The organism is Duncaniella sp. B8 (assembly GCF_005304985.1).
In the GTDB taxonomy this organism is placed as follows: domain Bacteria; phylum Bacteroidota; class Bacteroidia; order Bacteroidales; family Muribaculaceae; genus Duncaniella; species Duncaniella muris.
On the sequence record NZ_CP040121.1, the window covers coordinates 1644549 to 1670156 of the forward strand.

Sequence of the window (25608 nt, forward strand, 5' to 3'; positions counted from 1 at the left end):
TCACAACCATGTACTGGACACTCGAATTAGCATCAAAACTTGAAGACGCACCCTGGCCCGCAACCAAAGAGGAGCTGATAGACTACGCCATGCGTTCCGGCGCTCCGCTGGAGGTAATAGAAAACCTTCAGGAGATGGAGGACGAAGGCGACACATATGAATGTATCGAAGACATCTGGCCCGACTACCCCCAGAAAGAAGACTTCTTCTTCAACGAGGAGGAATACTAAGCCCACGCAAAAGGATTAACCCAAAGAATACCAAAGAGTTGAGCTTCGCACTACGCGACAGCCCAACTCTTTTTTCTTGCATTTTACCCCCTTTTACAGCATAATAAACTGGCGTAAAATTAGCGCACCGATAAAAAAGGAATATAAACAATCGGGATAAACTGTCGTATAACTCCTGACTTCGTCAACGCGTACCCCAAAAATCATCCGAGAAGAAAGGTGCGATGCGTTGATGCGTTCGGGATATCGCCTGCTTGCTCTGTGGTAAAGTCATCTTAGTGAGTGTGCCTCTGCGGTATGCCTTTTCAAGCCTGCGGAGTCCTTTCTCGCGGTTATACGCATCCTTGCGGGCGCGGTCGGCGTTATATCCCACCAGCAGACGTTTGCCGTATCCCTTGTCGTATTCCACCATCTGACAGTCGTTTTTCGGCTGACTCAGTATCCATTCCTGACTTCATCACTCAATTTTTTGAGTAATGAAGTCAGGAAAAAGAGCATGCAGAAGTTGCCGCTCCGTATGCAGGCGACCGAGAAGTTCCGGTATATTGGAAAACGATTTCATGTTAATTTGGGCGGTGATATGTTGTGACAACGATTATTAGTCCTTCAAACAGGCAAGAGGAATAACTTTTACGCCATCGGGCCGAGTATATGCCATTGGGCCACCTGTTATTACCAGCAACAGTGCAGGCTCTTCCATTACAATCTGCTTTTCGCGCTCATTCATTTTTCTTACAAGATTTCGGATTTCAAGAAGATGCTCTGCACCTTTGTCTATTTCAGCACCACCGAGCTTAAACTCAATCAGCGCATATCTGCCGTCGTCGAGATGCAGGACTGCGTCTGCTTCAAGATCATACCTGTCATGATAATACGATATAGCTCCAAAGCATGATTGGGAATACGCGCGAAGATCCCTCATTGCCATACACTCGAATATGAAACCATAGGTTTTCAAATCCATTTGCAGCCGTTCTGGTGAAAGTCCTAATGCCGCAACTGCGATGGATGGATCTGTAAAGCCTCTTTTCTTCCCTCTTCTGATTGCTGTGGCAGAACGCACGGCAGGCGACCATGAATCAATGTCCTGAATAACAAACAGTTTCTCCAAAGCCAATACATAACTGTCGAACGTTGGCTCTGTGCAGCTTTCTGTTGTAGCCACAACATCCTTTATCATTTTCTGTTTCTTCGCAAGAGTCGAGATGTTTCTTGCATAGGTGCGCAGAATCTCACGTGCGAGCTTTTCACTGCGAGCAACGCCGTCGACAGTGGATATATCCGTAGAGCATACACTTTGAACATAATTCTTGGCCACCAACAGCTTTCCCCTTGTTGTCGGAAGAGATAGCGAAGCCGGCCAACCGCCCCTGCAGGATGCGAAAATCAACTGCTTTATATCGAGACATGACATCTTGCCGTCAATCTCAAGTTCGGGATTGTCGAACAGTTCCATGAGAGAGATTTCGCCTGTGGATTCATCGGATTCCCAAAGGCTCATAGGCGCCATCCTTATCCTTGCAATCCTGCCGGTTCCGGTGTGTAATATATTTGACTTGTCTACAGAATTCGATCCTGTAAGGATAAACTGCCCAACCTTCTGTCTCTCATCCACAACACTTCTTACGGCATCCCACAACGTCGGAGCATCCTGCCACTCGTCAATAAGTCGTGGAGTGGCACCATCCAAAAGAAGAGAAGGCTTGGTTGCGGCTGTGGCAAGATAGCCGTCACGAGTGTCGGGCAACTGAAGTTTAAGTTCACTATTGGCCTGTTGTTCTGCGGTAGTTGTTTTGCCACACCATTTGGGGCCTTCTATGAGTACAGCTCCAAACGCGTCAAGATGTTCACGCAGTGTAGTATCCGCAATGCGAGGTAAATATGGCATTTCTTTACTGACATTTGTTTCTGCAAAGATAGTGAGAATTTCTTTATTGTCAAAGTGTAATTTTGATTTTTGCGACAAAATACTTTTGGTTTTTGTGGTAATATGTTTATGTTTTTTGCGGTGATTTATTTTTGATTTTTGTGATATGTATCCATTGCCCTACCCATTTGTTTGTCCATTCGATTTCACGCTGTCAGATCGTGAAATATGTTTGTCCATATTACACCACATATTTTATAACTGATTGACATACATAGTATGTATGACTTTTCAACGAGGAGGAGTACTAAGCCTGCACAAAAGGATTAACCAAAAGAATACCAAAGAGTTGAGCTTCGCGCCACGCGACAGCCCAACTCTTTTTTCCCTTTAGTAATTTTATGTTTGAGAATTTTTAAACAACGAACTCTAAATCAGATCCGATATGTCAGGAAATCATCAGGATGTTTCGAAGGCTGTGATGCATCTTGTGGGGAGGTGTGTCAGGACAAATGAAGATCTATGTGATATTCTTACTGTCCGCTAAACCATGTAGCGGGATAACCGGAAAGGGTATGAACTAAGAGGGTGTTTCATAACAAGAGTTATGAAACACCCTCTAAAATCAGCTGCGGCTCCTTGGGGGCCGCAGCTGATTGTTCGTAGAGTGGAGATCGATTGGAGCCGGGGATAATTACTTAACGGCTATCTTCTTTACATTTTTGCCCTGACGGACGATATAAATGCCTGCCGGGAGATCTTCCAGGCGTGTAGTCAGCTTTATACCGTTAATATCAAAGATCTCGATATTATTATTTTGGGGGTCGATAAAGATAGTATCAATTCCTGATTCAATACCAATTCTGAAGAAGAAATCTTTCCATTGAGGTGCATCTTTGTACAGGTTTTCACTTCCTATGGGTACATACAGCTTACAGTTCCATTTGATTATATCGTCGAGTGCCTGCTTGCCGCATACAGGAGGTGTGGCTGCATACGAGTAGAATTCTGTCAATCCGGTGCAGTCAGAGAATGCCTCTTCGCCAAAAGATGTGGCTTTATCTCCGACTGAAAAGTATTCCATTCCAACGCAACCGGAGAATGCCCATTCACCAATTGATATCAAAGCCGGCGAATTCTCTACTTTTTTCAGAACCTCACAATTTTCAAACGTATGGTTTTTGATTTCCGGGATATTGTTTCCAAATGTCACCGACTGCAATTTTATGCAGTTATAGAAGGCATAGTCGTCTATGACACCGTTGTTATCCAAAGTAATATCTGTAAGATAGTCGTGGTGGTAGAAGGCGTACGCTCCTACGTCAATCACTTTCAGTTTAATTCCCTTATTTGTAACGGTTGGTGGAACTGAGAATACAGCATTAGAGGGTGCATAGAAATAGTCTACGACATTGCAGGTTCTTTCAGACGGGCTGACAGGGACATATACGATTCCCTCAACATCGAACATCGAGCTTAAGAATGGATATAAAATTTGATTTCCGAATTCATACTGGTCGTTAGAGACAAAATTGACAACAGTAATAGTATTAAATGAATAACATCCTTCAGGGGGATTGTTCCCAAGCCAAAAAATCTTTTCGATGCCACTCAAAAAATCGGCAGCGCCTGAAATCTGCGTCACACCAGATCCAACAGTTAACGATTTCAAGGGATTACCCGATAATAGTGCCATATCAAATGACTTGATTGCGTTTGGAATAGTGAAGTCATAAAGTTTACAGCCCAAAAATGCATTTTTGCCGATGCTTGACAAAGTAGCAGGCATGCGTACATACGTAATGTCTTCGCAATATGAGAATGCATTATCGGCGATTGTTTTTACCGTACTCGGTACGGTGTATTCGCCCGATAGCGTTGCAGGGGCAAAGTAGAGGGTAGTTTTCGCCCGGTCAAAAATGACACCGTCCTCTATAGTCGTTTCTTGAGCAGGATACGCAATGGCTTTGCCAGAGCTAAATGGATTGGGAATGTTATCGGGGTACGCCGATTTTTTTAGCCCAGTACAACCACTGAAAGCGTCGTTCCCAATACTCTTAACTGAATTACCTATAATAACGGATGTGAGTCCGGTACAGTTGTAGAAAGCTATTTCATCGATAGTTTGCACTGAATTAGGTATTACAACCGATGTAAGACCGGAACAATTGTAGAAAGCCCTCCCACCTATAGTTAGTACCGAATTCGGTATTACAACCGATGTGAGTCCGGAACAATATGCGAAAGCGCTGTTTCCAATACTCTTAACCGAATTGCCGATAACAACAGAGGTGAGGCCGGTGCAACCATTGAAAGCCCCGATCCCGATATCATCAACTGAATTACCTATAATAACGGAGATGAGACCTATGCATTCGAAGAAAGCACCGTCACCTATAATTTTTACCGAATTCGGTATTTCAACCGATGTGAGTTCGGTGCAATATGAGAAAGCATCATCGGCGATTGTTTTTACCGTACTCGGTACGGTGTATTCGCCCGATAGCGTTACAGGTGCAAAGTAGATGGTAGTTTTCGCGCGGTCAAAAATGACGCCGTCCTCTATAGTCGTTTCTTGAGCAGGATACGCAATAGAGGTGACGTAATTACTAAATGGGTTGGGAATGTTATCGGGATACGCCGATTTTTTTAGCCCCGAACAATTTGCAAAAGCGCTGTACCCGATACTCATAACCGAATTACCGATAACTACGGAGGTAAGTTTGGTGCAGTAGTAGAAAGCGTATTGGTCGATAGATGTTACTGATTCCGGGATGGTGTATTCGCCCGATAGCGTTACAGGTGCAAAGTAGATGGTAGTTTTCGCGCGGTCAAAAATGACACCGTCCTCTATAGTCGTTCCTTGAGCAGAATACGCAAAGGCTATGCCGGTGCTAAAAGGATTGGGAATGTTATCGGGGTACGCCGATTTTTTTAGCCACGAACAATCTGCGAAAGCTTCGTACCCGATACTCATAACCGAATTACCGATAACAACGGAGGTGAGTCCGGTGCACATGTAGAAAGCACGGTCACCTATAGTTTTTACCGAATTCGGTATTTCAACCGATGTAAGTCCGCGGCAATAATAGAAAGCATAGTCGGCTATTTCAACAAGAGTGTACTCGATACCGTTTTTAACAGGAAAATCGGGCAATTCCAGCGCTCCAACAGGCCCGGAAGTAGAGCCGATAACCGCGCATGTTCTTTTTGACTCGCTTAAGACGAGGTAATTTAGCGTGTGTCCTTTGTATGTGTAGGTAAACTCGTCTTGATCCGCCGCGTGTACGGACATCAACAAAGACATTAACCCACACAAGAGTAGTAAAAGTCTTTTCATTTTATTGATTTTTTGTTGATAATGTTGATATTGTTCTTGCCTGATGCCGCTGATCATGGATATGGTCAGGGGCAGAGATACTGATATGCCGGTTCTCTCTTTTGTGTATTTCCGGGGCTTACCACTTGTTCCCTTTGGCGCTGTTTTGGCCTCGCTCCATCAGCATATAGGTAACCATTTTGTTGAGTGCGTTGAATTCGGTTTTAAGTTTTTCGGCATTGGGTTTTGTACCCTCGTTGAGCTTCTGAAATTCGGGGAAGCGGCCGCTTTTTATGGCAATGGAAATTGCAGGGGAGTGGTCAATTGAAATGCTTGAAAGGTCGAGGCTGCCATCGGCATTTCTTTGTACCTTAAAGGGCGCTATCGAGCCATTCGCATGGTAGCTATATACTTTGGCGTATGTGTTGTTGCCGTAAACGGTTGGGCGAGCCATGAGAATATTGTTACTGCCAACCCTGAATTCAGCGATGTCGACTACATGGTGGATGCCTTTATCGGTCAATACGATAATGTTTTTTACAGTTCGGGCAATCCATGATCCCTCGTCGGTTTTGCCGATTATTCCTGAAAGCTTTGATGCCGGCCAGTCTTTGCTGTTGCGTGAAGCTACGCGTCCGGCCAAATTCAGCTGTACCGGATAAAACACATCTGCAAGCTCAATCTCCTGCGCTTCTTTTGCGAGTGAGGAAGCCTCCACCTTTTCATTACTGTCGGCCGACAGGGCAACACAACGGCTCTGAAGGAATTCATGAAATGTCCTTACGGCTGTTGCCACATCATTTGCGGGGCCATAGAGCCAACGGCCGGCGGCATATTCCGCGCCGATGTATCCGAGAATCGTTGTGAATATTTTTTCACAAGCGGTGGCGTTGGTACAGCACAATACACCCAATACGTTTAGATTGGATTCGATCGGCGTCATAAAAGTGGATTGATTGTTCCATAGCCGGAATGCCCTTTTCAAACGGCTGACATAAGAATCGGCGCTCTTCGCGGTGGTCAGACCTCTCTTAGAAAGAAGCCATTTTTTGAAATCAGACAGCATTTTACTTTCCATTGATTACACAACCCAATGGCTTCCGGTCGGGCAATGATTAAACGGAAAAAGCGTGAAGCCGATTGTTGCTCGCTTCACTATCTGAGGCCTTCGCATTGCCTATTCTGTCGAAACGAGCAACGCTGACCCCACGCCGTATGTATATAATCGGCATGCTCCGTCGCGGAGTATGAGGATATTACATACCCATGAGCATCATCGCTGCAAGGTCGCCTGACAGAATTTTTGAAAGTTGCGAAGTTTCAGATAGTCAGAAACCAAGCGTCAATAACGCTTTTTACTAATATGTCTTGGCAAGCTTAGTGGCAAGCCGATAACGTTGCCATTGCTCCGGCTATGGGAGGGATGGCAACACATAAACCCACCTCATCCTCCGGAATAAAGGCTCATTCTAAAGCCTCATTGCCGGCAACGGCGTAGGGTTTAATGTGCAAATATCTGATTTACATTACAGAACCGACAAAATAGACTTACGAGTAAAATCCACGAAAAATCGTTTTAGCCAATTATTGTAGAATAAATCCAAAATTTGTAAATGCAAAGTTAAACTCATTTTTTTACTGCTCCAAAAATGTGGCTGTTTTTTTGAGTCTTTTTTTCTGAATCAGCGTGTTAAAACGATCTCTGATATGAGAAAGCCCGGAGCCGGCCACGCACAAAGTGCGGAGCCGACACCGGGTCGATTTTTTCGAGAATGATGGCCGGGGGAGGGATTGTTGCCTGGACGGGTGTTGCCGCTCTATCGGGCCACATTGTTGCGGATGTCACCGGCAATGAAGCCCCGGAGGTTGTCGGCGGCGATCTGCATGAGGCGTTCGCGGGCTTCTATGGTAGCCCAGCCGAGGTGGGGGGTGATGAAGCAGTTGCGGGCTTTGAGCAGAGGGTTGTCGGCGGCCGGCGGCTCGGTGGAGAGCACGTCGAGCCCGGCGGCGTGGATGCGGCCTGAGTCAAGGGCTTCGGCAAGAGCGTGTTCGTCGATCAGCGGTCCGCGGCCGGTGTTGATGAGTATGGCCGTGGGTTTCATGCCGGCGAGGCGCTTGGCGTCGACCATGTGGCGGGTGCTGTCGGTCAGCGGACAGTGGAGCGAGACGATGTCGGAGGTGGCGAAGAGCTCGTCGAGGCCGGCTTTGCTGACTCCTGCGGGGAGGCTGTCGGGGCTTTTCGATGTGTAGGCCTTGACCTTCATTCCGAATGCGAGGGCTATGCGGCTGACGGCCTGGCCGATGTTGCCCAGCCCGACTATGCCGAATGTCTTTCCGGCGAGTTCGTGGAGCGGGCTGTCCCAGTAGCAGAAATCGGGGCATTCGCTCCAGCGGCCGCGGCGGTTTTCGGCGGTGTAGTGTTCGGCTCTGACGGTGATGGCGAGCAGGTGGGCGAAGACCATCTGGGCTACGGAGTCGGTGCTGTAGGCGGGTATGTTTGTGACCACGATGCCGAGCTCGCGGGCGGCGGGGATGTCGACCACGTTGTAGCCGGTGGCGAGTACGCCTATATATTTCAGATCGGGAAGAGAGCGGAGTATTTCGGCTGTCAGCACGGTCTTGTTTGTCAGCAGGGCTTCCGATCCGGCGGCGCGGCTGAGGATTTCAGATGGTGCCGTGCGGTCATAGACAGTGAACTGACCGAGCTGTTCAAGCGGGCTCCACGACATGTCGCCGGGATTCATGCCGTAGCCGTCGAGGACTGTAATTTTCATTGTTCTTTATTATTATAGAAAGTCTCGTGGATGATGCGCGGGAAGTGCTCTTTTTCGAGCCGGTGGATTTTGCTTTCCACATCGGCAGCCGAGTCCGAGGGGCTGATCTCTACGGGGATCTGTGCTATTATCCGTCCGTCGTCATACTTCTCGCTGACGAAGTGGACGGTGATGCCTGTGCGGCTTTCGCCGGCCTCGACCACGGCTTCATGGACCCTGCGCCCATACATGCCCTTGCCGCCGTAGGCAGGGAGCAGCGACGGATGGATGTTGATGATGCGTCCGGGGTAGCGGGCTATCAGAAACGGCGGCACCATCAGCAGAAAGCCAGCGAGCACAATCAGATCGACCCCGCGGGCTTCCAGCAGTGGCAATATGGTGTCAGGATCTCTGAGACGGTCGGGCGGAAGGACGCATGTTTCCACGCCGAGACTTTCGGCACGGCCGATCACACCCGCCTCAGCCTTGTTGGAGACCACCAGCGCCACCTGGGCCCCGCGGTCGGCCTCGCGGAAATATCTGATTATGTTTTCGGCATTTGATCCGTTGCCTGAGGCGAACACGGCGATCCGGCCCGCCGGATTCGATGATGTTTTCATGGATTCGGAGTTGCGGTTCATGCCTGCAAATATACGAAGCTTTTGCAATAGCTCCAAGCGTGAAATGCAGCCTGATCTCCCCGGCTGTGAACTTTTTCGGATGGCTGGGTGTTAAAAAATAAATAGCATTTATATCTTATATTTGAGTACATGACAAAAATTTGAAAATATCGAATTTCGGCTTGTAGAGAGGTCTGAGCAGTACGTTTGCAATTTCTTCCAGGCCATACTTTACCAGCGATTTGGCTCTCTTGCCGTGTTTCAATATTCTGATAGCTTTAACATTCATATCCTTATGTTCACCAACGAGATACGCCTATACCAATGCCATGCAGACCATCGCGACAAGCCTTGCGATGCGGTCGATGTCGTGCAGGTGTGTGTCCTCGGTGTTGAATCCGGAGGACTTCATGGCGCGAAAGCATGTCTCAATCTGCCAACGCTGTCTGTAAGTCGCTACGGCATCTTCAAGGCGGTTGTAGCAGATCAGGATTTGCAGTTCAGGCACACTATCGGAGTTTTTCAACAATGCTCCGGCGATGTATACATATTCGCCTTTGAGGAGAAACAGTTTGTCGTAGACACGTTCCTGTCCGAGCTTGAGGCCGTGAAACAGATGCCATGCTTTGACAGCCTCGGAGGATTTGGGATTGCGCAGCCAGAAGTTCTGCTTGATTCGCAGGTAGTACCGTATATGTCTGTTGTTGAGATACTCGACCCACTGCTTTCCGACAAACTCGCGGTCTGCGACCAAAGAATCGATGCACTCGACACCGAACAGCGTATAAATCTGTCAATCAGTTGTGCGCGTTCTTTCCAATTGGAGTTTCCGCGTTTGTCGAGCATGGTAAAAAGCAGTAGGAATGCAACACCCTTGTATGTCACTCCAAGCATAAGGATATTGATGTTGACCTCGCCGAATTTCCAGTTGGTACGGTCGAGACTCAGAACCAGTCCTGTCTTGACTGGCAGAAGTGCAGGTATCACTTTGGCGATAAGGTCAAGGTTGAGAGCATATCCGGCAAGGAATCTCTGGAGACGCCGCAAATTGGAATCACGCTCAACGCCCGTAGGCATTGCCGATGCTATCTTGTGGAGGCTGACCGTCAGTACAATACAAAGAGCGTGAAGAACAAACGCAAGCAATTTTATGCGAGCCAAGTTCATTACCGGGCCAAGATGCTCTTGCATAATCGGGACGATTTGATTAACTTTGTCGCAGTCTCCGGGAGTTGTTTTAACTTTCATGGAAAAGCGGTCAAACTTTTCTTTAAAGTTACTAATTTCTCAGGGACTTTTGCAAGAAATAACCAATTAAAAATAAATAACATAACCGACAAAATTCAATTTTTGTCATCTAATCTACTAAAATCCTATATTTTTATGAGAAAATTTTTAACTCTGTTTGTGATCGGAATTGTCGCTGCGATGACATGGAGCTGTTCTGACGATGACGACAAGGACCGTCCGCTGGACTACGAGTCGCTTCCTGCGGTGTCAAAGGCGTTTGTAGAAACTTATTTTCCGGGCGACAAGCCTGTCAAGGTGACACGCGAGGGCAGCAATAGCCGCACGGAATATGATGTGACGCTTGCAAGCGGTTTCAGCGTTGAATTCGATGCTGAGGGAGAATGGACTGATGTAGACGGCCCGATGAACATAGCTATCACTAACGACGGTTTCATCCCGCAGCCGATCCGCGACTATGTGGCCGCGAATTATACCGATGCAGGTATCAACGAGATCTCGCGTGACAGACGCGGCTATGAAGTGGAGCTGACAAACCAGATCGAACTGCAGTTTGACCAGAACGGTAATTTCGTGAGGGTAGACAACTGAACGGCTTTACTATAAGAAAAATCATTAAAAATCGGATCGCTGTGCCTGAATAGCGATCCGATTTTTTGTTTAAAACGCCGGGATTTTTGTAAATTTGCAGGCTAATGTCTTTAATATTCATAATATCATGACTATAGACCAGATTCAGAATGATATAGTGGAGGAGTTCTCTGATGTGGAGGACTGGATGGACCGCTATGGAATGATCATAGATCTCGGCAACAATCTGCCGGAAATCAACGAGGCTTACAAGACGCCCGACCATCTGATAGAGGGCTGTCAGAGCCGTGTGTGGCTCAATGCCGATCTTACGCCTGACGGGCGCGTGCACTATACGGCCGATTCCGATGCTATCATTGTCAAGGGCATCATCTCTCTGCTGATCCAGGTGCTCGACAATCAGACCCCTGACGATATTCTCAAGGCCGACCTGCATTTCATCGATGATATAGGTCTGTCGGAGCATCTTTCGCCTACCCGCTCCAACGGTCTGCTCGCAATGGTGAAGCAGATGCGTCTCTATGCGCTTGCTTTTCAGGCCAAACAGCAGATGAAGTGAGTGGTCTCCGATTTTTCATAAGGGCAATGCTTGCTGTGGCATCGGTGTTTTTCCCTGCTCTGTGTGGCGGGGTGACTCTTGATGTGCTTTCTGGTGAGATTGCCTGCGGAGAACTTGTGGGACGGACCGAGGCTTCGCTGACCCTGCGTGGTTCGGCCAATGCCGCCGATCTGGCGTGGATTGCCGACAACTGCCGTGAACTCCGCATACTTGATCTGAGCGGACTGACCATAGAGCCTTGCAGCCTCGAAAAGGGGCTTGCCAATGGCCTGCGGGAGTTTCCCGGAGGTGTGCTTCCGGCCTATTCGCTGTCTGGGCTGACGGCTCAGACCCTTGTGCTGCCCGAAGGCATTTCTGAGATCTGTGACGGTGCGCTGCTCGGTTCGGCGGTTACAGGTCTGACACTGCCGGCGTCAGTCAGGCTGATCGGTCAAGGGGCATTCGCTGCCTGCGAGGCTTTGCGTCATGTCAGCCTTGGCGCGAGTGTGGAAATCATCGGTCCGTGTGCTTTCAGAGGCTGCGTGTCACTTGCATCGGTCGAGGCTGGCGGGAGCCGACTTGTAGAGATCGGCGAAAAGGCGTTTTCGGGTTGTCGGAAGCTGTCGGCTCTGACTTTCACTTCTCCCGATCCGGCCCTGACAGCCATAGGCGATGAGGCATTCGGGGCCACAGACCTGCAGACCCTTGATCTTTCGGCCTGCACGGCTCTGCGGTCCATAGGGCGCAGGGCTTTTGCCGCTTGTGCATCGCTGGAAGAACTTGTGCTCCCCTCAGGAGTCGTCTATATAGGCGACGGTGTGCTGTTCGGCTGTCAGTCACTGCGTACATTCGCTCTTCCGGAGGCTCTCAATGACTTGCCGGCTATGGCGCTTGCCGGAGCCTCGGCGCTTGAAGATATATCACTCCATGACGGAGTGAGGAGCCTCGGCGAGTATTCTCTGACCGGAATTGACGGCATCACCGGACTTTCACTCCCCTCGTCACTACGCGAAATCGGGACGGGTGTTTTTGAAGGCTGGAGTTCTCTGCAGACCCTGATGGTCGACAAGCATTCCGAAGTGCCGATTTTAGGTGCGGATGTCTGGGCCGGGGTTAATCAGTCGGAAGCCATTCTTACAGTTGCCCCCGGACTTGAAGCGGAATTCGCCGCCGCACCCCAGTGGAAGGAATTCATGATCAGGACTCCTGACGAGTCGACCCTTGACCGCGTTCCGGCCATCGACGACCAGGCGGCTGCGGTTATTGACGCGAAACTTGAAAACTCGGTGCTCACGGTGAAGTCATCAGAGAAAATCTCCGCCGTGACAGTCTATGACACGGACGGCCGCGCAGTGTTCGGGATAGGGGCCAATGGCTCTACGGCATTAGAGACGGCCACCGGCCTGCCTGTCGGGCGCATATACATCGTGGCACTCCGCCTGCACTCCGGAGTCGAGACCGGAATCAAACTTGTCAATATCAAATTATAATCAGCCCCTTTATGGGAAAAAACAAATTAAAGAAATTCGCTGAGATGGAGACGCTCGGATGCGTCTATCAGTATCCTCAGTCGGTGCTTGAAGAGCAGGGTGACTGCCCTCTGCGCGGCCGGTGGGGCCGGGAGGTGTTCGGCAATTCGAATCCGATAGTGCTTGAACTCGGATGCGGCAAAGGGGAATATGCCGTAGGGATGGGCAAGCTTTACCCTGAAAAGAACTTCATCGGCATTGACATCAAAGGCGCCCGCATGTGGACCGGGGCCAAGGAGGTCGATCAGCTCGGACTGAAGAATGTGGCCTTCCTTCGCACTTCGATCCATCTGCTTCCGCGCTTCTTCGCTCCGGGCGAAGTGTCGGAAATCTGGATCACCTTTCCGGACCCGCAGATGAAGAAGGTAAACAAGCGTCTGACCGGCACTCATTTCCTCGACATCTATCGTCAGGTGATGGCTCCCGGAGCCACGGTCCATCTCAAGACCGACAGCCCCTTCCTCTATGCCTACACCTCGGCGATGCTCTCGCACAATTCGATCACTCCGCTCCACTCCACCGACGATCTCTACAACTCTCCCTGCAACGAACTTGTGCCCCCGATCCGCACCTACTACGAGCAGCAGTGGCTTGGCCGCGGCATCCCCAGCAAATACATCGCCTGGCCCCTGCCCGCAGCCGGAGTGAGCCTCTCAGAGCCTGAAGTCGACATCGAGCCTGACACCTACCGCTCGTTCGGGCGCGGAACTCTCCAGGGCTTCTGAACCGAAAGATCCCTTCGGTTGTTGATCACTTACAATACACTTTCAATATCAAATAGAATTCATCACAGGCTATTTTATCCTGCCGTAAAACAATCTGATCCAAATTCATCATGCAACTTTATCCTGCACTGATTACCGATGCTCTCCAGACCGTGCGCTATCCCGGTAACGGCAAGAACCTTGTCGAGGCCGGAATGGTCGAGGATGACATCCGCATCGACGGTGACAGCGTCAGCTTCTCACTGGTTTTCGACAAGCCTACCGACCCCTTCATCAAGTCAATGGCCAAGGCTGCCGAAACAGCTATCCACACTTACATATCTCCTGAAGTCAAAGTGACCGTAAACGTGGCCTCGCGCCAGCCGGCGGCTCCCAAAGATGCCCCTGTGCTTCCCGGAGTCAAAAACATCATAGGTGTCTCCTCAGGCAAGGGCGGAGTAGGCAAGTCGACCGTAGCCTCAAACCTTGCCGTGGCCCTCGCCCAGGAAGGCTACAAGGTGGGTCTGCTTGACGCCGACATATTCGGGCCCTCTATGCCGAAGATGTTCGGAATTGAAGACGAGCAGCTCTACATCCACGAAGTCGACGGCCGTCAGCTCATCATCCCGCAGGAACGCTACGGCGTCAAGCTCCTTTCTATCGGATTTGTGGTAGACAAGGAAAAAGCAGTGCTCTGGCGCGGCTCGATGGCCTCCAACGCGCTCAAGCAGCTTATAACCGATGCCGACTGGGGCGACCTCGACTATTTCCTGATCGACATGCCTCCCGGCACAAGCGATATCCATCTGACCCTCGTGCAGACTCTGCCCATCACCGGAGTAGTAGTAGTCACCACCCCGCAGGAAGTGGCTCTCGCCGATGCCCGCAAGGGCATAGCCATGTTCCGTGAAGACAAGGTCAATGTGCCTATCCTCGGACTGGTCGAGAACATGGCCTGGTTCACACCCGCAGAGCATCCTGACGAGCGCTACTACATCTTCGGCCGTGAAGGAGGAGTGCGTCTGGCCGAAAAACTCGGAGTGCGCCTGCTCGCTCAGATCCCACTCGTGGCTTCTATAGCCGACTGCGGCGACAACGGCACACCGATAGCTCTTGACGGCAGCGTGACAGCCCAGGCCTTCGCCCATCTTGCCCGTGAGGTGTCTGACGCAGTGGCCGAGCGCAACCGCGAACTGCCGCCTACCCACAAGGTGGAACTCAAGCACTGATCATCACAAAATCCCGGCGGCTTTACCGAGCCGCCGGAAAAACAATATCCTCTCACGTCAACTCAACACTATTGCCATTTATGAGAAATTTCCTACGCCAGTTTGTGCTTGTGGCCATAGGAGCCGGTTCGTGGCTCGCCGGGAGCGCAGCAATTCCCGCAGGCTACTATTCGAGCCTTAAGGGAAAGTCAGGAGCCGAGCTTAAGACTGCGGTCTTTCAGGTGATCAACCCTCACACCACGGTTTCGAGCTACAGCAACCTGCCCCAGTACTTCCAGAAGACAGACGTCTATCCTTCATCGAAACAATGGTGGGACATGTATTCCAACGTAAAGCGCTATGCGCCGAGTTTTTCCGGCCTGAACCGCGAGCATGCTTTCCCTAAAAGCTGGTGGAAGCAGAACGGCAGTGTGGAATACACCCCGGCCTACATTGACCTGAACCATCTCTATCCCGCTGACGGACCTGCCAACCAGGCCAAGAGCAACTATCCGCTTGGCGTGACAGGCAGCAACCCGAAGTTTGACAACGGTGTCAGCCGTATCGGCTATCCGGTGTCAGGCCAGGGAGGTGGCGCGCAATATGTGTTCGAGCCGGCTGACGAATACAAAGGTGATTTCGCCCGCGCCTATTTCTACGTGGTGACCTGCTATCAGAATCTGACCTGGAACAGCACATGGATGCTTCAGCATAACACCTATCCGACTCTTGCGCCCTGGGCCGTCGATCTGCTGCTCAAGTGGCATCGCGCCGACCCTGTTGACCAGAAAGAGACCGACCGTAACGAAGTTGTCTACAGCTATCAGAACAACCGCAACCCCTTCATTGACTTTCCTGACCTTGCCGAGTATATCTGGGGCAACAAGTTCGGCGAGTCTTTCGAGCCGGGCAGCTCTTCGGAGCCGGGAGGCGACCCGATTCTGATCAATCCGGTCAACAACACCGCCCTTGACTTTGCCGAAGTGGCCGTAGGCAGCACCACCACAGCTCTCCTCTATCTCAAAGGCGAGAGCCTTTCCGGCAACGTGTCGCTCCGCATCTCAGGCACCGACCGCAACATGTTCACCCTCGATCCTGCCGCACAGAGTCCCAAGCTCTCCGCCAGCATCTCGGCCTCGCTCATCAATGCAGCCGGAGGCTATCAGCTCCAGGTTTCATATAAGCCCACCGCAGTAGGCGAGCACAGTGCCAAGATCTCCATCTATGACGGCGGCACCGTCGGCACCACCACCGTCAATCTTCTCGGCCAGGCACTCGAAGTCCCGACCCTCAGCCGTCTGACCGCCTATGATCCGTCAGACATCACGGCGACCTCCTACAAGGCCTCTTGGTCAGAAGCTCCTGAAGTGGTTGACTACTATCTGCTGACACGCATACGCACCATCAATGGAAATATGGTCGAGGAGAAGATCGAGTGCGACGAGAACTATGCCGTTATCGACGACTATGATCCCTCGGTTTCCGAAGCCTATTATGTGCAGAGCAGCCGCCTGGGCTATCTCTCCGAACCATCCGAAACCAAGTTTGTCAGCCAGTCAGGCATCTCCAACGTGGAGACCGACAATCCCTTCTCGGTTGAAAGCTATCCCGGCTGTGTGCGTTTCCGTTGCGCCGGAGTCCACACCGATGTCTGCATCTATGACATGACCGGACGTCTTGTCATGAGCATCTCCGAGATCACTGACGGCCATGAGATCACACTCCCCTATGGCATCTATCTTGTCCGCAGCGCCCAGCATCCCGCCGCCGTCCGCATCATAGCAAGATAAACCGCGCGGCCCGGCCCGCCCCCCGACATATAAATCCGGTCCACAGCAAAGACTGCAACAGACAGCCCTTGCCGTGGACCGGATTTTGTTTATAAAACGCATGTTTCGAAATCAATGATCAGCTGCAAATCCCGGAAAAGGTGTCAGCGGATTCAGAGGTCGTCTTGCGGATACCCGTGGTCTGCGGGGCCATCCGGGGTGGTAAATCGGTGTCCTCGACCGGACACCATATTTGAATGAATGTCTTTTTCCCCCGACACCTACGCGCATTGCGCTGCGGTGTCGAGGGCTACTATTAAATCGGTGTCCTGCCGGACACCCGCTAACCGTAGTCCCTCCGAACCTTGTCGGATGCTTGCCGATTGCATAGCTGTCCGGCCCCCTCCGTCAGCAGCCCCTCTGGAACTTGTCGGATGTCCGCCGATCGCATAGCCGTCCGGACCCCGCCTTCCACGGCCCCTTCGGAATCCGCCTTGTAGGGTTCGTCGTTGCACTGCGTATCTGTCCTGGTCACGTAGCGCGTGTTGAGACCGGATGGGCGTCCGGAGGACGCAGATTTACTCGTAGCCCGTGACACCGCAGCGCAAAGCGCGCAGGTGTCACGGGTTTGCAATTCCCCCCTGCATATGGTGTCCGGTCGAGGACACCGATTTACCGTCAGGTATGGTGTGTTTCCGCATTATCGCACTCTTTCGGAGACCCGGTATTGAATCTTTGCAAAAGTTCTTTTCGATATGGATTTTGACAACAGCTTTCTTACATAGGCCTGGTGTCAGAAACGCGCCTTGCAGTATGTAAAATCGTGGCTGTCGGCAACAGCTGAGTAAGAGGTTGTGATGCCCCGTCATCGTTAATAAATATTGGGGAGCGGGGTCTTTATTGCTCTTCCTCCATGAATTCGATTTCCTGGAGGAGATTGAGGCAAAGGGGAAGGATGAGTGCTGTGGCTACCGGGAGTTCGGCCTCGGCAAAGGGCTTGATTTCCTTGGGATGGGTGTAGACCAGATTGCTCATCAGGCGGAAGGCGCCGTAGCGGTGCATTTCGTCAGTGGCGCTTGCAGCTTCCAGTGCAAGGTCGAGCGCGTAGGGCTGATGGCGCAGCAGGCGGTGGCAGAGAATATCGGCCACCTCGGTTGTCTGCGCCTCACGGAGCATCTCGGCAGCGCGCTCGCGCGTCAGCTCCTCGCGCGGATAGACCATAGGACTCAGCAGGCGGCTTTCGCGAGTGCGGATGTCGGCCCACAGCTCCTCGGCCAGTTCGCGGCTATGTGGAAGTGTGGCGGCAATGTCGGCAATCTGCGGAAGGTTGAGGCCGAAAATCATTTTGTATTGCAGGCCTCCGCGGCGGATGGTGTCGGCCACTATACCGTTGCGCATGGCGAAGAAATTCCGTTTGATCTGCTGGAAGCGGTTGAATTCTGTCATCGCTGAAGAGTTGATTTTCATGCAAAATTACTGCATATTAATCAATTTTCATAGTTGGATTGTTAAAAAAGAAACGCTTCAACGATTCTGATTTATGAAACATATGCTGACTCTGTGGCTCGTCATGGCCATAGCGGGAGTGCAGGCTGCATCGCAGACTCCAGACACGGTTCCGCCCATCACGCCGGAAGGCTTTGTGACACCTGGCGGAGCTATGGGACGTCCGCCACGTCCCGACCGCCCCACCGTGGGGCTTGTGCTCAGCGGCGGAGGTGCCAAGGGCATAGCCCACATAGGCATGATCCAGGCTCTGGAAGATGCCGGAATCCCGATCGACTATATCACCGGCACTTCGATGGGGGCGATAGTGGGGGGCCTCTATGCCTCCGGCTATTCCCCAGCAGAGATGATAGAGCTGATCGCATCGAGAGACTTCAGCTACTGGAGCGCAGGGAGGATTGATCCGGCTGATACCTATTATTTCACCTCGCGACGCGACACTCCCTCGTTTGTGACCTTCAACCTCGGCAAGGATTCCACCCAGATCACATCGGTCCTGCCGGTCAGCCTGATCAACCCGATTCCGATGAACTATGCCTTTTTTCAGCTGTTCAGCCCCTACACCCTGCAGTGCGGCGGTGATTTCAACAAGCTTTTTGTACCCTACCGCTGCGTGACCTCTGACGTTTATGCCAAACACAAGGTGGTGCTCGGACGCGGTCCCTTGGGCGATGCCGTCAGGATGTCGATGTCGTTTCCGATGGTGTTCGAGCCCATACAGCTTGATGGGGTGCCGATGTATGACGGCGGTATCTATGACAACTATCCCGTCGATGTGATGATGGAGGAGTTTGCCCCCGACGCGGTGATCGGAGTCAACGTGGCCTCCGGAAAAACGGCCCCCGACTCGCGCAATATGATGGATCAGCTCGAAGAGATGATAATGCAGCCCAACGACTATCCCTTTCCGGCCGACAAGGGCATCAGCATACGCATCGACCTTGACGAATTCGGGCTTCTCGCCTTTGACAGATACCGGGAGATCTATGACATAGGCTACAGGCGCGGACTGGAGATGATGGACTCCATCAAGGCGAAGATCCCTGAGCGCACCGACCGCCGGACGGTAGAGTCCGCGCGGGCGCGCTTCAAGAGCCGCACTCCGCAGGTGCGCATCGGCAAGGTGACGGTCAGCGGCGGCAAAGCGGTTGAAAACGCCTACCTGCAGTCGTTTTTCGGCCACAGGCATGAGGGTGACAGCACTCTCGACCTGCGGCAGGGGCGCGATGCCTACTACCGTGCAGCCACCGCCACAGGAATTCAGAACTTCGTCCCCACACCCTGGTTCAACGTGCGCGACAGTCTGGTCAATCTCGACTTCAAGGCCGTCATAAAAGATCCGTTCACCGTGGGAGTGGGCGGCTACATATCATCATCGACAAACAGTATGCTCTTCTTCAATGCCGGCTACAACCGCCTTAGCTTCAAGACACTGAAAGCCAACGTCAACGCATGGCTCGGACAGAGCTACATGGCCGCCGAAGGAGATTTCAGCTACTTTTTTGACACGAGCCGCCCCTCGGCACTTGTGGCAAGAGTGGTCACCTCGCGTCAGAAATATCATGAGACCGAGAAACTCTTCTATCAGATACATGAGCCGGATTTCATAGTCAAATCCGAGACATTCGCCCGGCTGTTCTATACCACTGCGCCATCAATGCGCTCCCAGCTGACCGCAGGGGCGGGTTACGGCCATCTGACCGACAAATTTCACTCCGAACTTCTCGGCTCCGGCGATCTGTCGGGTCGCAACAAGGGCATATCCGATCTTGGCGAGATTTTTGCATCATGGGAGCTGAACACTCTCGACAACCAGCTCAACCCAACCTCAGGCATAGACCTGCGCAGCGAAGTGCTCGGTGCGGCCGGCCGTTACCGCTACAGGGCTGACAGTGACGGCGACCATTCCTACAGCCGCAATCTCCGCTGGCTGCAGCTGTCGGCCTCCGTGGCAGACTATCTTGTGCTTGACAAAGCTTTCTCTTTAGGGCTGCTCGGCAATGCGCTGCTCTCCACCCGCAAGCTGCTGCCCACCTACGATGCGTCAATCGTTGCCGCAGAGGCTTTCCACCCTACGCCGTCGAGCTACAACTATTTCAACACCAAGCTGCGGGCCAATTCCTTCCTGGCGGCCGGAGTGGCTCCCGTGTGGAAAATCTCAGGCTCGTTTCAGCTCCGGGGATCGTTCCACTGCTTCCTGCCCGTGCGCAAGATTGTCTATGACAGCGGCCGGGCGGCTTACGGCAAGTGGCTTCACGATCCGGAATTCTTCGGCGAGGTCCAGGCCGTGCTTGCATTGCCGTTTGGCTCGATCAGCGCCTATGGCAACTATACCCCCGCCCATGACAGCAACTGGAACTTCGGCATCTCGATAGGTGCCTTTATTCTCGCACCACGCTTTCTGAAGTAGGGGGCCAGGGCCGGCCGTCGATCAGCAGCGTCCGGCAGCCCAGCGAGGCTGCCGGCAGAATATCCTTGTCCATGCTGTCGCCTATGACGAGGATCTCCTCAGGCGGAAGGCCGAGAGCTTCGACTCCGAGACGGAAGATGGCCGGATCGGGCTTGCACACCCCGACGCGGGCGCTTTCGATCACGGCTTTGAAGTATTCAGCGAGCCCGAAATCGGTGATGACGGCTTCGAGATTGCCGTAGAAGTTCGACACGAGAACAAGCGGATAGTCCTGGGCCAGTTTCTCAAGCATCGGCCGGGCCTCGGCAGTGCAGCTGCGGGCGCTCTCGTAGCAGTGGCGCGCTATGGCCTCGCGGGTAGCCGCATCGGGCTGCGGATCGAGCTGCGAGCATTCGGCCTCGATCTTTTTACGCATCAGATCCAGGAAGGTGTCAGACGGGTCGACCGCTCCAGGCTGTGCGAGCTGACGCTCTCCGTAGATGTAGGCTCTGACAAAGTCTTCGATCTCAGGCTCTAAGCCGGCGGCAATGTAGGCTTCGAGTATTATGTGGCTCCAGTGGTCACCGTGGCTGTCGAGGGTGCCGCCGTAGTCAAAAATGATGCCACTGACATCGTCGGGGACAAGCATTGGCATATCAATATAGTCCATTCCTGAGGCTGTTTGTGAAGCGTTTGCAGATTTTTTCGTGGCGTATGATCATGTAGACCAGCAGAGCATTGAACACCGTGAGTTCCACCAGAAAGTAGAGCCACGGCTGTCCGATGAAGAGGGCTGTGAACAGAGTGATGACACGCCAGTTGAATGAAAGAATGTTGGTGAACTTCATCAGCGGCAGCGAAGCCCGGCGGAAGTCCTCGCGGAAACTCTGAGGGACTCGGCCGTCGGGGAAGCTCTCGCGCAGCTGACGGCGCAGGGCCTGCATGGCGGGCGCAGTGGCCTCCTGCTGGCGGGTATAGGCAAGATAGAAGGCCATTGACAGACGTTTCCAGAAATGCCTGCGCCAGGTGATGCCGGCATCTTCGAGCTGCCGGCGCAGCTGCGGGGCGCTGTCCAGCTCGCTCCCGTCCTCGCCTTTGAGGAAATAGAGATGGAACTGGCGGTAATAGTCGGCCATCGCGGCTTGCTTGGTGTGACACATGCCTGTGATTGCGGCCGTCAGCCACAGAATCCAGTGGTGTTCGCTGAAAAAGGGCGAGAAGGTGTTTTCACGCAGCACTATGGCTATGTAGATGGCCGCAAACCAGAAATCGCCGCAGAGGCCGTCGAGTATGCGTCCTATGCGTGAATAGCTGTGAGTCATGCGGGCAAGCTGTCCGTCGGCGCTGTCAAAGGAGTTGGCCCATACGAGCAGCAGCATTCCGGCCACGTTGATCCATAGGTCCGGGAAATAGAAGAGCACACCGGCGCCTATGCCGAGAAAGATCGCGGCAATGGTGATGGCGTTGGGAGAGACCCCTGAGTGCGCGGCCAGCCGCGCCCACATGTAGCCTATGGGGCGGTAGAAAGCCAGGTCGATACCCTCTTCGGTATCCATTGACTTCAGCGAGCGGCGGTAGTCGTCCTTCAGACTCTGTTTCATCGGCTCTTTGGGGTGGAGGGTGATGCCACATAAGAGGCATAGGCGCTCATGAACCGGGCGAATGCCGGAATTTTCATCAGTCCGTACTCAAACAGGGCATATCCGGCCAGAGTGCAGCCTATTCCGGCAAGCACGTCAAGGATATAGTGGTGCGATGTATATACGGCTGTGAACCAGATGCCGAGGCAGATGAAGGCGAAAAGCGCGCGCATCCATCCGGGGCAGCGGGCCTTGAGCGAGTAGAGTAAGGCTATGAGCATGTAGGCCGCATGGAGCGAGGGCATGGCGGCAAAGACGTTGGCGTTGCGCGAGTAGAGCCCGTGGAATATGCCGAGGCCTGTCATCTCGTCCCATTTGCCGAGTCCGGCCACTTCGCCGGGAGTACCGACAATGAAGTCAAAGCCGTGAGAGGCCACATACCACGGCGGGGCTGCCGGGTGGATGTAGTAGACGGCGAATCCGATGAGGTTGACAAGCAGGAACACCAGCGAGAAGTGGAGGTAGGCCGGATACTGGCGTTTGAAATAGAGCCAGATGCCGAAGAGGATGGGCACCGGAACCCAGCAGAGATAGAAGATGCCGGCCATGAAGTCCATCAGGCGGCAGTTGTGCAGGGCGAAAAATTCGTTGGGAGTGAGCGTTCCGGCGGCCGATGCGATGCCGAAGAGGCTTTTTTCGGTGTCATAGAGCGCGCGGATGTCAACCGGATTCACCTCGTAGTTGGGGAGTATGTTCATCCAGTCATATGAGATGGCGAAGACGGCGAAGGGCAACATCGCCACTACGAAACGGCGTGAAGTGGCCGTGATGAAGAGCAGCAGAGTCAGCGTCCCGGCTATGTAGAGATGTTCGGGGCGGAATCCGACGCAGATGCTTGTCACCGCGACCCAGAGCAGCACCACCGGAATGATGATGGCCGTTTCGCGGCGCGTGGGAAATGAAAATCCTGTCATGGTAATGATTGGAATTGTGTAGTCCTTTGAGACCTTTGGAACTTGTTGTCTTACAAGTTCTTACTTCTTGCAGAGGAGACGGCGGCAGTGGTTGATGCGGGCAAATGCGGTGATGTTGGCGAAGACGGCTATCACAGCCATGCAAAAAATGAGGATGTTGACGGCATCGAAGTCGGCCGGGCTGACACACTGGCCTGTTATGCCTGTGGCGAGGGCGCCGATTGTGGTGACCACCACACGTTCGGGGCGCTGCATGAAGCCCACCTTGCATTCGAGTCCGAGGCCTTCGGCGCGGGCACGCACATAGCTGACCATGATCGAGCCCACGAGGGCCACGAAAGTGATCAGAGCGCCGATCACGTAGCCGGTCTGGATCAGGTAGTAGCTGAGACCGCCGAGGGTGAAGAGCTCGCAGTAGCGGTCGAGCACCGAGTCATACATGGCTCCGAAGGTCGAGGTCATGTTGCCGAGGCGGGCCACCTGGCCGTCGAGCATGTCAAAGAGCGAGAAGAGGATGATGACCACACCGCCCCAGGTAATGAGCGGATAGTTCATATCGGTTCCGGGAGTGGCACTGTAGCCGGCGTAGACGAAGATAGCTGCCGCGGCGATGTTGCCGAGCAGGCCTATGGTGGTGACCATGTTGGGGGTGACGCCTATGCGGATCAGAAAGCGCACAAAGGGGTTGATGATGAAGTATATGCCTTGCTGGAGGCTATCGCGGAAACGCTTGAATGTCGATGATTTCTGTGTCATTGTCATTTCGTTTTCAGCCATTGTTTTCAATATTGGGATTACGTTTGTTCTATAGTGTTTTTTTTGAGAATAGATCGACCAGGCGGATGGCATAGGGGTCGAACGGAGTCTTGCGGTAGACAAAATTGCGCTGCAACACGAAGTTCCATCCCCATGACACGGCCAGCGATGCCGCCAGTCGTGATGCGGCGAAAATGCCGTCGGGCTTGAAGCCGAGGTCGAGCAGCCACTGCCAGTGGCTCATCAGAGTGGCCAGGCCGGTGGTGCCATACATGTTGAGAAGCAGCGATCCGGTCCATACGAGGAAATATTTCACCCCTACAGCCTTCACGCTCTGGCCTGCGGCATGGAAGGTGAAGCGGTAGTTGATGCAGCAGTTCACTATGCCTCCGGCTATGGCTCCAATGGCCACCGAGAGGTTCGACCGGTAGAAGGGGTCGAGGGCCACGAAGACGAAGGAGTAGAGCAGCATGCTTGTGCCCAGATCGATCCACGATGCCACCTGCGACGAGACTGACGAGCGCAGGAAGGTGGAGATCAGGCCTCCGCCGTGGAGAAATTTGTCTTTCAACTCTCTGTATCTTGACATTTCGTTGCGTGATTTAGGTGACTTAGAGGGGGTAATAACTCTTGTTATGAAACACCCTCTTAGCGGATGAAATACATGCAGATGCTGAGTATCACACAACTGTAGACTCCGGCCAGGATGTCATCGGCCATGATGCCCCAGCCACCGGGAAGTTCTTCCATCTTGCGGACTCCAAGGGGCTTTACTATGTCGAAGAATCTGAACAGGATGAGCGAGGCGATGGTCCACATCCAGAACCATCCGTCAGTCAGCGCGTCAGGTCTGACGGCATAGACTGAGAGCGGAATCATGGCCAGCCACTGGCCTACGGTCTCGTCCATGACCACACGCGAGGGGTCGGGGCCCCAGTACTGTTCGGCTATTCCAGCAGACCAGACGCCGAGCGCGGTGAAGACGGCGATGAGTCCGAGGGTGATAAGTACAGTGCCCGCGAAGTGCCCGGTCAGAACGAGCGGAAGCCAGAGAATCAGCCCTACTACAGCTCCGGCGGTTCCGGGGCCATAGGGCCAGTAGCCGGCACCGAACGATGTGGCTATGAAGCGCGGCAGGAAGGGGAAGGAATTGTTCTGTGTCATTTCCGTGCTGTTTTTTTTGCGTTGTGTTTTTTGATTTCAGAGAGGATGGCGCGGGCTATCACAGCCGAGGCTTCGGCGCGGCAGGGAGCGAAGCTCGGCCAGTCATTGAAGTCGATGATCGTAAACGAGCCGTCGGGGAGTATGATGGCATCGCCTCCGAATATCTTGATATCGAGGGCTTCTGCCGCGCGGGTGCAGACCTCTTTGAGCTTGTCGTGGTCAAACTGCGGCTTGCCTTCGTCGGTTCCGCGGGCCTCGCGTGAGCCGTAGTGGAAGAAGCAGTGGAACCAGGTGGTGCCGTAGACGCCGTAGAACTTCAGCAGCTCGCCTTCTATGTGGCGGTTGATGACGGCGCGCTTGATGCCGCGGAGGAAGTATTCCTGCACCACCTCCTGGGCTTCTTCGGTGTGGCGCACGTAGGTCACGTCTTCCTTGTGCATGGTGTGGTAGTCGCCCCTCTTGATCCAGGCCTTGGTCATGCCTGCCTCCTTCATGCGTTCGGTCACCACCTCGTTAGTGTTGACTATCAGGCTGTCAGGAGTGGGTATGTTGCTGCCTATGAGTATGCGGGTGAGGCGTTCGCGGGTGCAGTTCTCTATGCCGTAGCCGGAGTTGATCACCAGCGCCCCCTCGTCTTCCTTCTTCTGGAGTATGGGGAACGAGCGGTGGTGACGGCACATGCTGATGATGACATCTTCGGTCACCTGTCCGGCAATGAGCTGTTCTTCGCTGTAGATTTTCACCTCGCAGCCGCGTTTGCGGAGTTGTTCGGCAGTGAGGTTGAGTATCGCGGCGTCGTTACCAATGTGGTTTGGCGAGTAGGCGCCGGCTCTCATAATTCCGGCTATCTTTATGTCAGCCAT

21 protein-coding genes and 2 pseudogenes are annotated in these 25608 nt (G+C 52.9%); 8 read left to right on the forward strand and 15 right to left on the reverse strand.

The window, feature by feature from the left end; translation table 11 throughout:
- Positions 1-8: 8 nt before the first annotated feature.
- Positions 9-230 carry a DUF2795 domain-containing protein gene (locus FDZ78_RS07190; RefSeq protein ID WP_107033196.1) on the forward strand — a complete coding sequence of 74 codons (222 nt, stop codon included), beginning with the start codon at positions 9-11 and terminating at the stop codon, positions 228-230.
- Positions 231-504: 274 nt separating this feature from the next.
- Here the strand turns inward: FDZ78_RS07190 and FDZ78_RS14955 are convergent.
- The 7 genes and pseudogenes from FDZ78_RS14955 to FDZ78_RS07225 all read right to left on the reverse strand — a co-directional run.
- Positions 505-681 (reverse strand): annotated as a pseudogene (locus FDZ78_RS14955) (transposase); the annotation flags it as partial.
- Positions 682-828: 147 nt separating this feature from the next.
- Positions 829-2118 carry an ATP-binding protein gene (locus FDZ78_RS07200; RefSeq protein WP_107031184.1) on the reverse strand — a complete coding sequence of 430 codons (1290 nt, stop codon included), beginning with the start codon at positions 2116-2118 and terminating at the stop codon, positions 829-831.
- A gap of 673 nt (positions 2119-2791) precedes the next feature.
- Complete coding sequence (locus FDZ78_RS07205) at positions 2792-5494, reverse strand: leucine-rich repeat domain-containing protein (RefSeq protein WP_136408312.1); 2703 nt, start codon at positions 5492-5494, stop codon at positions 2792-2794.
- A 61-nt stretch (positions 5495-5555) separates the two neighbouring features.
- On the reverse strand, positions 5556-6359 hold the full coding sequence (locus FDZ78_RS07210) for a hypothetical protein (RefSeq protein ID WP_136408313.1): 804 nt from the start codon (positions 6357-6359) through the stop codon (positions 5556-5558).
- Between the two features lie 874 nt (positions 6360-7233).
- Positions 7234-8190 carry a D-2-hydroxyacid dehydrogenase gene (locus FDZ78_RS07215; protein WP_136408314.1) on the reverse strand — a complete coding sequence of 319 codons (957 nt, stop codon included), beginning with the start codon at positions 8188-8190 and terminating at the stop codon, positions 7234-7236.
- The gene (gene purN, locus FDZ78_RS07220) at positions 8187-8789 is read right to left on the reverse strand and encodes a phosphoribosylglycinamide formyltransferase (RefSeq protein ID WP_136409161.1); all 603 of its coding nucleotides are present in this window, start codon (positions 8787-8789) and stop codon (positions 8187-8189) included. The genes FDZ78_RS07215 and purN overlap by 4 nt, the downstream gene beginning before the upstream one ends.
- 136 nt (positions 8790-8925) lie before the next feature.
- Positions 8926-10037, reverse strand: a pseudogene (locus FDZ78_RS07225) (IS4 family transposase).
- A gap of 135 nt (positions 10038-10172) precedes the next feature.
- Between FDZ78_RS07225 and FDZ78_RS07230 the strand changes: the two are divergent.
- The 6 genes from FDZ78_RS07230 to FDZ78_RS07255 all read left to right on the forward strand — a co-directional run bounded on the left by FDZ78_RS07230 (position 10173) and on the right by FDZ78_RS07255 (position 16397).
- The gene (locus FDZ78_RS07230) at positions 10173-10628 is read left to right on the forward strand and encodes a PepSY-like domain-containing protein (RefSeq protein ID WP_168181984.1); all 456 of its coding nucleotides are present in this window, start codon (positions 10173-10175) and stop codon (positions 10626-10628) included.
- 127 nt (positions 10629-10755) lie between these two features.
- A complete protein-coding gene (locus FDZ78_RS07235) occupies positions 10756-11187 on the forward strand; it encodes a SufE family protein (RefSeq protein WP_123398969.1) in 432 nt (143 codons plus the stop codon).
- On the forward strand, positions 11184-12656 hold the full coding sequence (locus FDZ78_RS07240; RefSeq protein WP_124075677.1) for a leucine-rich repeat domain-containing protein: 1473 nt from the start codon (positions 11184-11186) through the stop codon (positions 12654-12656). Before FDZ78_RS07235 ends, FDZ78_RS07240 begins: the two co-directional genes overlap by 4 nt.
- A gap of 11 nt (positions 12657-12667) precedes the next feature.
- The gene (gene trmB, locus FDZ78_RS07245) at positions 12668-13420 is read left to right on the forward strand and encodes a tRNA (guanosine(46)-N7)-methyltransferase TrmB (RefSeq protein ID WP_107031057.1); all 753 of its coding nucleotides are present in this window, start codon (positions 12668-12670) and stop codon (positions 13418-13420) included.
- 110 nt (positions 13421-13530) lie between these two features.
- Entirely contained in the window at positions 13531-14628 is a 1098-nt protein-coding gene (locus tag FDZ78_RS07250) for an Mrp/NBP35 family ATP-binding protein (RefSeq protein WP_123398971.1), read from the forward strand.
- A gap of 80 nt (positions 14629-14708) precedes the next feature.
- Positions 14709-16397, forward strand: a complete 1689-nt coding sequence (locus FDZ78_RS07255; protein ID WP_136408316.1) for an endonuclease — start codon at positions 14709-14711, stop codon at positions 16395-16397.
- An 876-nt stretch (positions 16398-17273) separates the two neighbouring features.
- On the opposite strand, the gene FDZ78_RS07260 is transcribed toward FDZ78_RS07255, so the two are convergent.
- Positions 17274-17822, reverse strand: coding sequence for a hypothetical protein (locus FDZ78_RS07260; RefSeq protein ID WP_124075675.1), 549 nt, complete (start codon positions 17820-17822; stop codon positions 17274-17276).
- Positions 17823-17916: 94 nt separating this feature from the next.
- On the opposite strand from FDZ78_RS07260, the gene FDZ78_RS07265 reads away from it, so the two are divergent.
- Positions 17917-20292 carry a patatin-like phospholipase family protein gene (locus FDZ78_RS07265; protein WP_124075674.1) on the forward strand — a complete coding sequence of 792 codons (2376 nt, stop codon included), beginning with the start codon at positions 17917-17919 and terminating at the stop codon, positions 20290-20292.
- Here FDZ78_RS07265 and FDZ78_RS07270 read toward each other — a convergent pair.
- The 7 genes from FDZ78_RS07270 to FDZ78_RS07300 are packed head-to-tail and all read right to left on the reverse strand — an operon-like array spanning position 20264 to position 25608.
- Complete coding sequence (locus FDZ78_RS07270; RefSeq protein WP_124075673.1) at positions 20264-20941, reverse strand: HAD family hydrolase; 678 nt, start codon at positions 20939-20941, stop codon at positions 20264-20266. The genes FDZ78_RS07265 and FDZ78_RS07270 overlap by 29 nt on opposite strands.
- Positions 20928-21872, reverse strand: a complete 945-nt coding sequence (locus FDZ78_RS07275; protein ID WP_124075672.1) for a CDP-alcohol phosphatidyltransferase family protein — start codon at positions 21870-21872, stop codon at positions 20928-20930. Before FDZ78_RS07275 ends, FDZ78_RS07270 begins: the two co-directional genes overlap by 14 nt.
- Complete coding sequence (locus FDZ78_RS07280; RefSeq protein ID WP_124075671.1) at positions 21869-22825, reverse strand: phosphatase PAP2 family protein; 957 nt, start codon at positions 22823-22825, stop codon at positions 21869-21871. Before FDZ78_RS07280 ends, FDZ78_RS07275 begins: the two co-directional genes overlap by 4 nt.
- Positions 22826-22885: 60 nt before the next feature.
- Positions 22886-23602 (reverse strand): CDP-alcohol phosphatidyltransferase family protein, encoded by a 717-nt coding sequence (locus FDZ78_RS07285; RefSeq protein ID WP_240597552.1) that lies wholly within the window; start codon positions 23600-23602, stop codon positions 22886-22888.
- A gap of 28 nt (positions 23603-23630) precedes the next feature.
- Complete coding sequence (locus FDZ78_RS07290) at positions 23631-24170, reverse strand: GtrA family protein (protein ID WP_107031065.1); 540 nt, start codon at positions 24168-24170, stop codon at positions 23631-23633.
- A gap of 59 nt (positions 24171-24229) precedes the next feature.
- Positions 24230-24745 (reverse strand): phosphatidylglycerophosphatase A, encoded by a 516-nt coding sequence (locus FDZ78_RS07295; protein ID WP_124075670.1) that lies wholly within the window; start codon positions 24743-24745, stop codon positions 24230-24232.
- A complete protein-coding gene (locus FDZ78_RS07300) occupies positions 24742-25608 on the reverse strand; it encodes a hypothetical protein (protein WP_124075669.1) in 867 nt (288 codons plus the stop codon). Before FDZ78_RS07300 ends, FDZ78_RS07295 begins: the two co-directional genes overlap by 4 nt.

Bases quoted from the DNA above. Each gene is read 5' to 3' on its own strand.
- FDZ78_RS07190 (WP_107033196.1), top strand. From the start codon at position 9: ATGTACTGGACACTCGAATTAGCATCAAAACTTGAAGACGCACCCTGG.
- FDZ78_RS07200 (WP_107031184.1), bottom strand. From the start codon at position 2,118: ATGCCATATTTACCTCGCATTGCGGATACTACACTGCGTGAACATCTT.
- FDZ78_RS07205 (WP_136408312.1), bottom strand. From the start codon at position 5,494: ATGATCAGCGGCATCAGGCAAGAACAATATCAACATTATCAACAAAAA.
- FDZ78_RS07210 (WP_136408313.1), bottom strand. From the start codon at position 6,359: ATGACGCCGATCGAATCCAATCTAAACGTATTGGGTGTATTGTGCTGT.
- FDZ78_RS07215 (WP_136408314.1), bottom strand. From the start codon at position 8,190: ATGAAAATTACAGTCCTCGACGGCTACGGCATGAATCCCGGCGACATG.
- purN (WP_136409161.1), bottom strand. From the start codon at position 8,789: ATGAAAACATCATCGAATCCGGCGGGCCGGATCGCCGTGTTCGCCTCA.
- FDZ78_RS07230 (WP_168181984.1), top strand. From the start codon at position 10,173: ATGAGAAAATTTTTAACTCTGTTTGTGATCGGAATTGTCGCTGCGATG.
- FDZ78_RS07235 (WP_123398969.1), top strand. From the start codon at position 10,756: ATGACTATAGACCAGATTCAGAATGATATAGTGGAGGAGTTCTCTGAT.
- trmB (WP_107031057.1), top strand. From the start codon at position 12,668: ATGGGAAAAAACAAATTAAAGAAATTCGCTGAGATGGAGACGCTCGGA.
- FDZ78_RS07250 (WP_123398971.1), top strand. From the start codon at position 13,531: ATGCAACTTTATCCTGCACTGATTACCGATGCTCTCCAGACCGTGCGC.
- FDZ78_RS07255 (WP_136408316.1), top strand. From the start codon at position 14,709: ATGAGAAATTTCCTACGCCAGTTTGTGCTTGTGGCCATAGGAGCCGGT.
- FDZ78_RS07260 (WP_124075675.1), bottom strand. From the start codon at position 17,822: ATGACAGAATTCAACCGCTTCCAGCAGATCAAACGGAATTTCTTCGCC.
- FDZ78_RS07265 (WP_124075674.1), top strand. From the start codon at position 17,917: ATGAAACATATGCTGACTCTGTGGCTCGTCATGGCCATAGCGGGAGTG.
- FDZ78_RS07270 (WP_124075673.1), bottom strand. From the start codon at position 20,941: ATGGACTATATTGATATGCCAATGCTTGTCCCCGACGATGTCAGTGGC.
- FDZ78_RS07275 (WP_124075672.1), bottom strand. From the start codon at position 21,872: ATGAAACAGAGTCTGAAGGACGACTACCGCCGCTCGCTGAAGTCAATG.
- FDZ78_RS07280 (WP_124075671.1), bottom strand. From the start codon at position 22,825: ATGACAGGATTTTCATTTCCCACGCGCCGCGAAACGGCCATCATCATT.
- FDZ78_RS07285 (WP_240597552.1), bottom strand. From the start codon at position 23,602: ATGGCTGAAAACGAAATGACAATGACACAGAAATCATCGACATTCAAG.
- FDZ78_RS07290 (WP_107031065.1), bottom strand. From the start codon at position 24,170: ATGTCAAGATACAGAGAGTTGAAAGACAAATTTCTCCACGGCGGAGGC.
- FDZ78_RS07295 (WP_124075670.1), bottom strand. From the start codon at position 24,745: ATGACACAGAACAATTCCTTCCCCTTCCTGCCGCGCTTCATAGCCACA.
- FDZ78_RS07300 (WP_124075669.1), bottom strand. From the start codon at position 25,608: ATGGCTGACATAAAGATAGCCGGAATTATGAGAGCCGGCGCCTACTCG.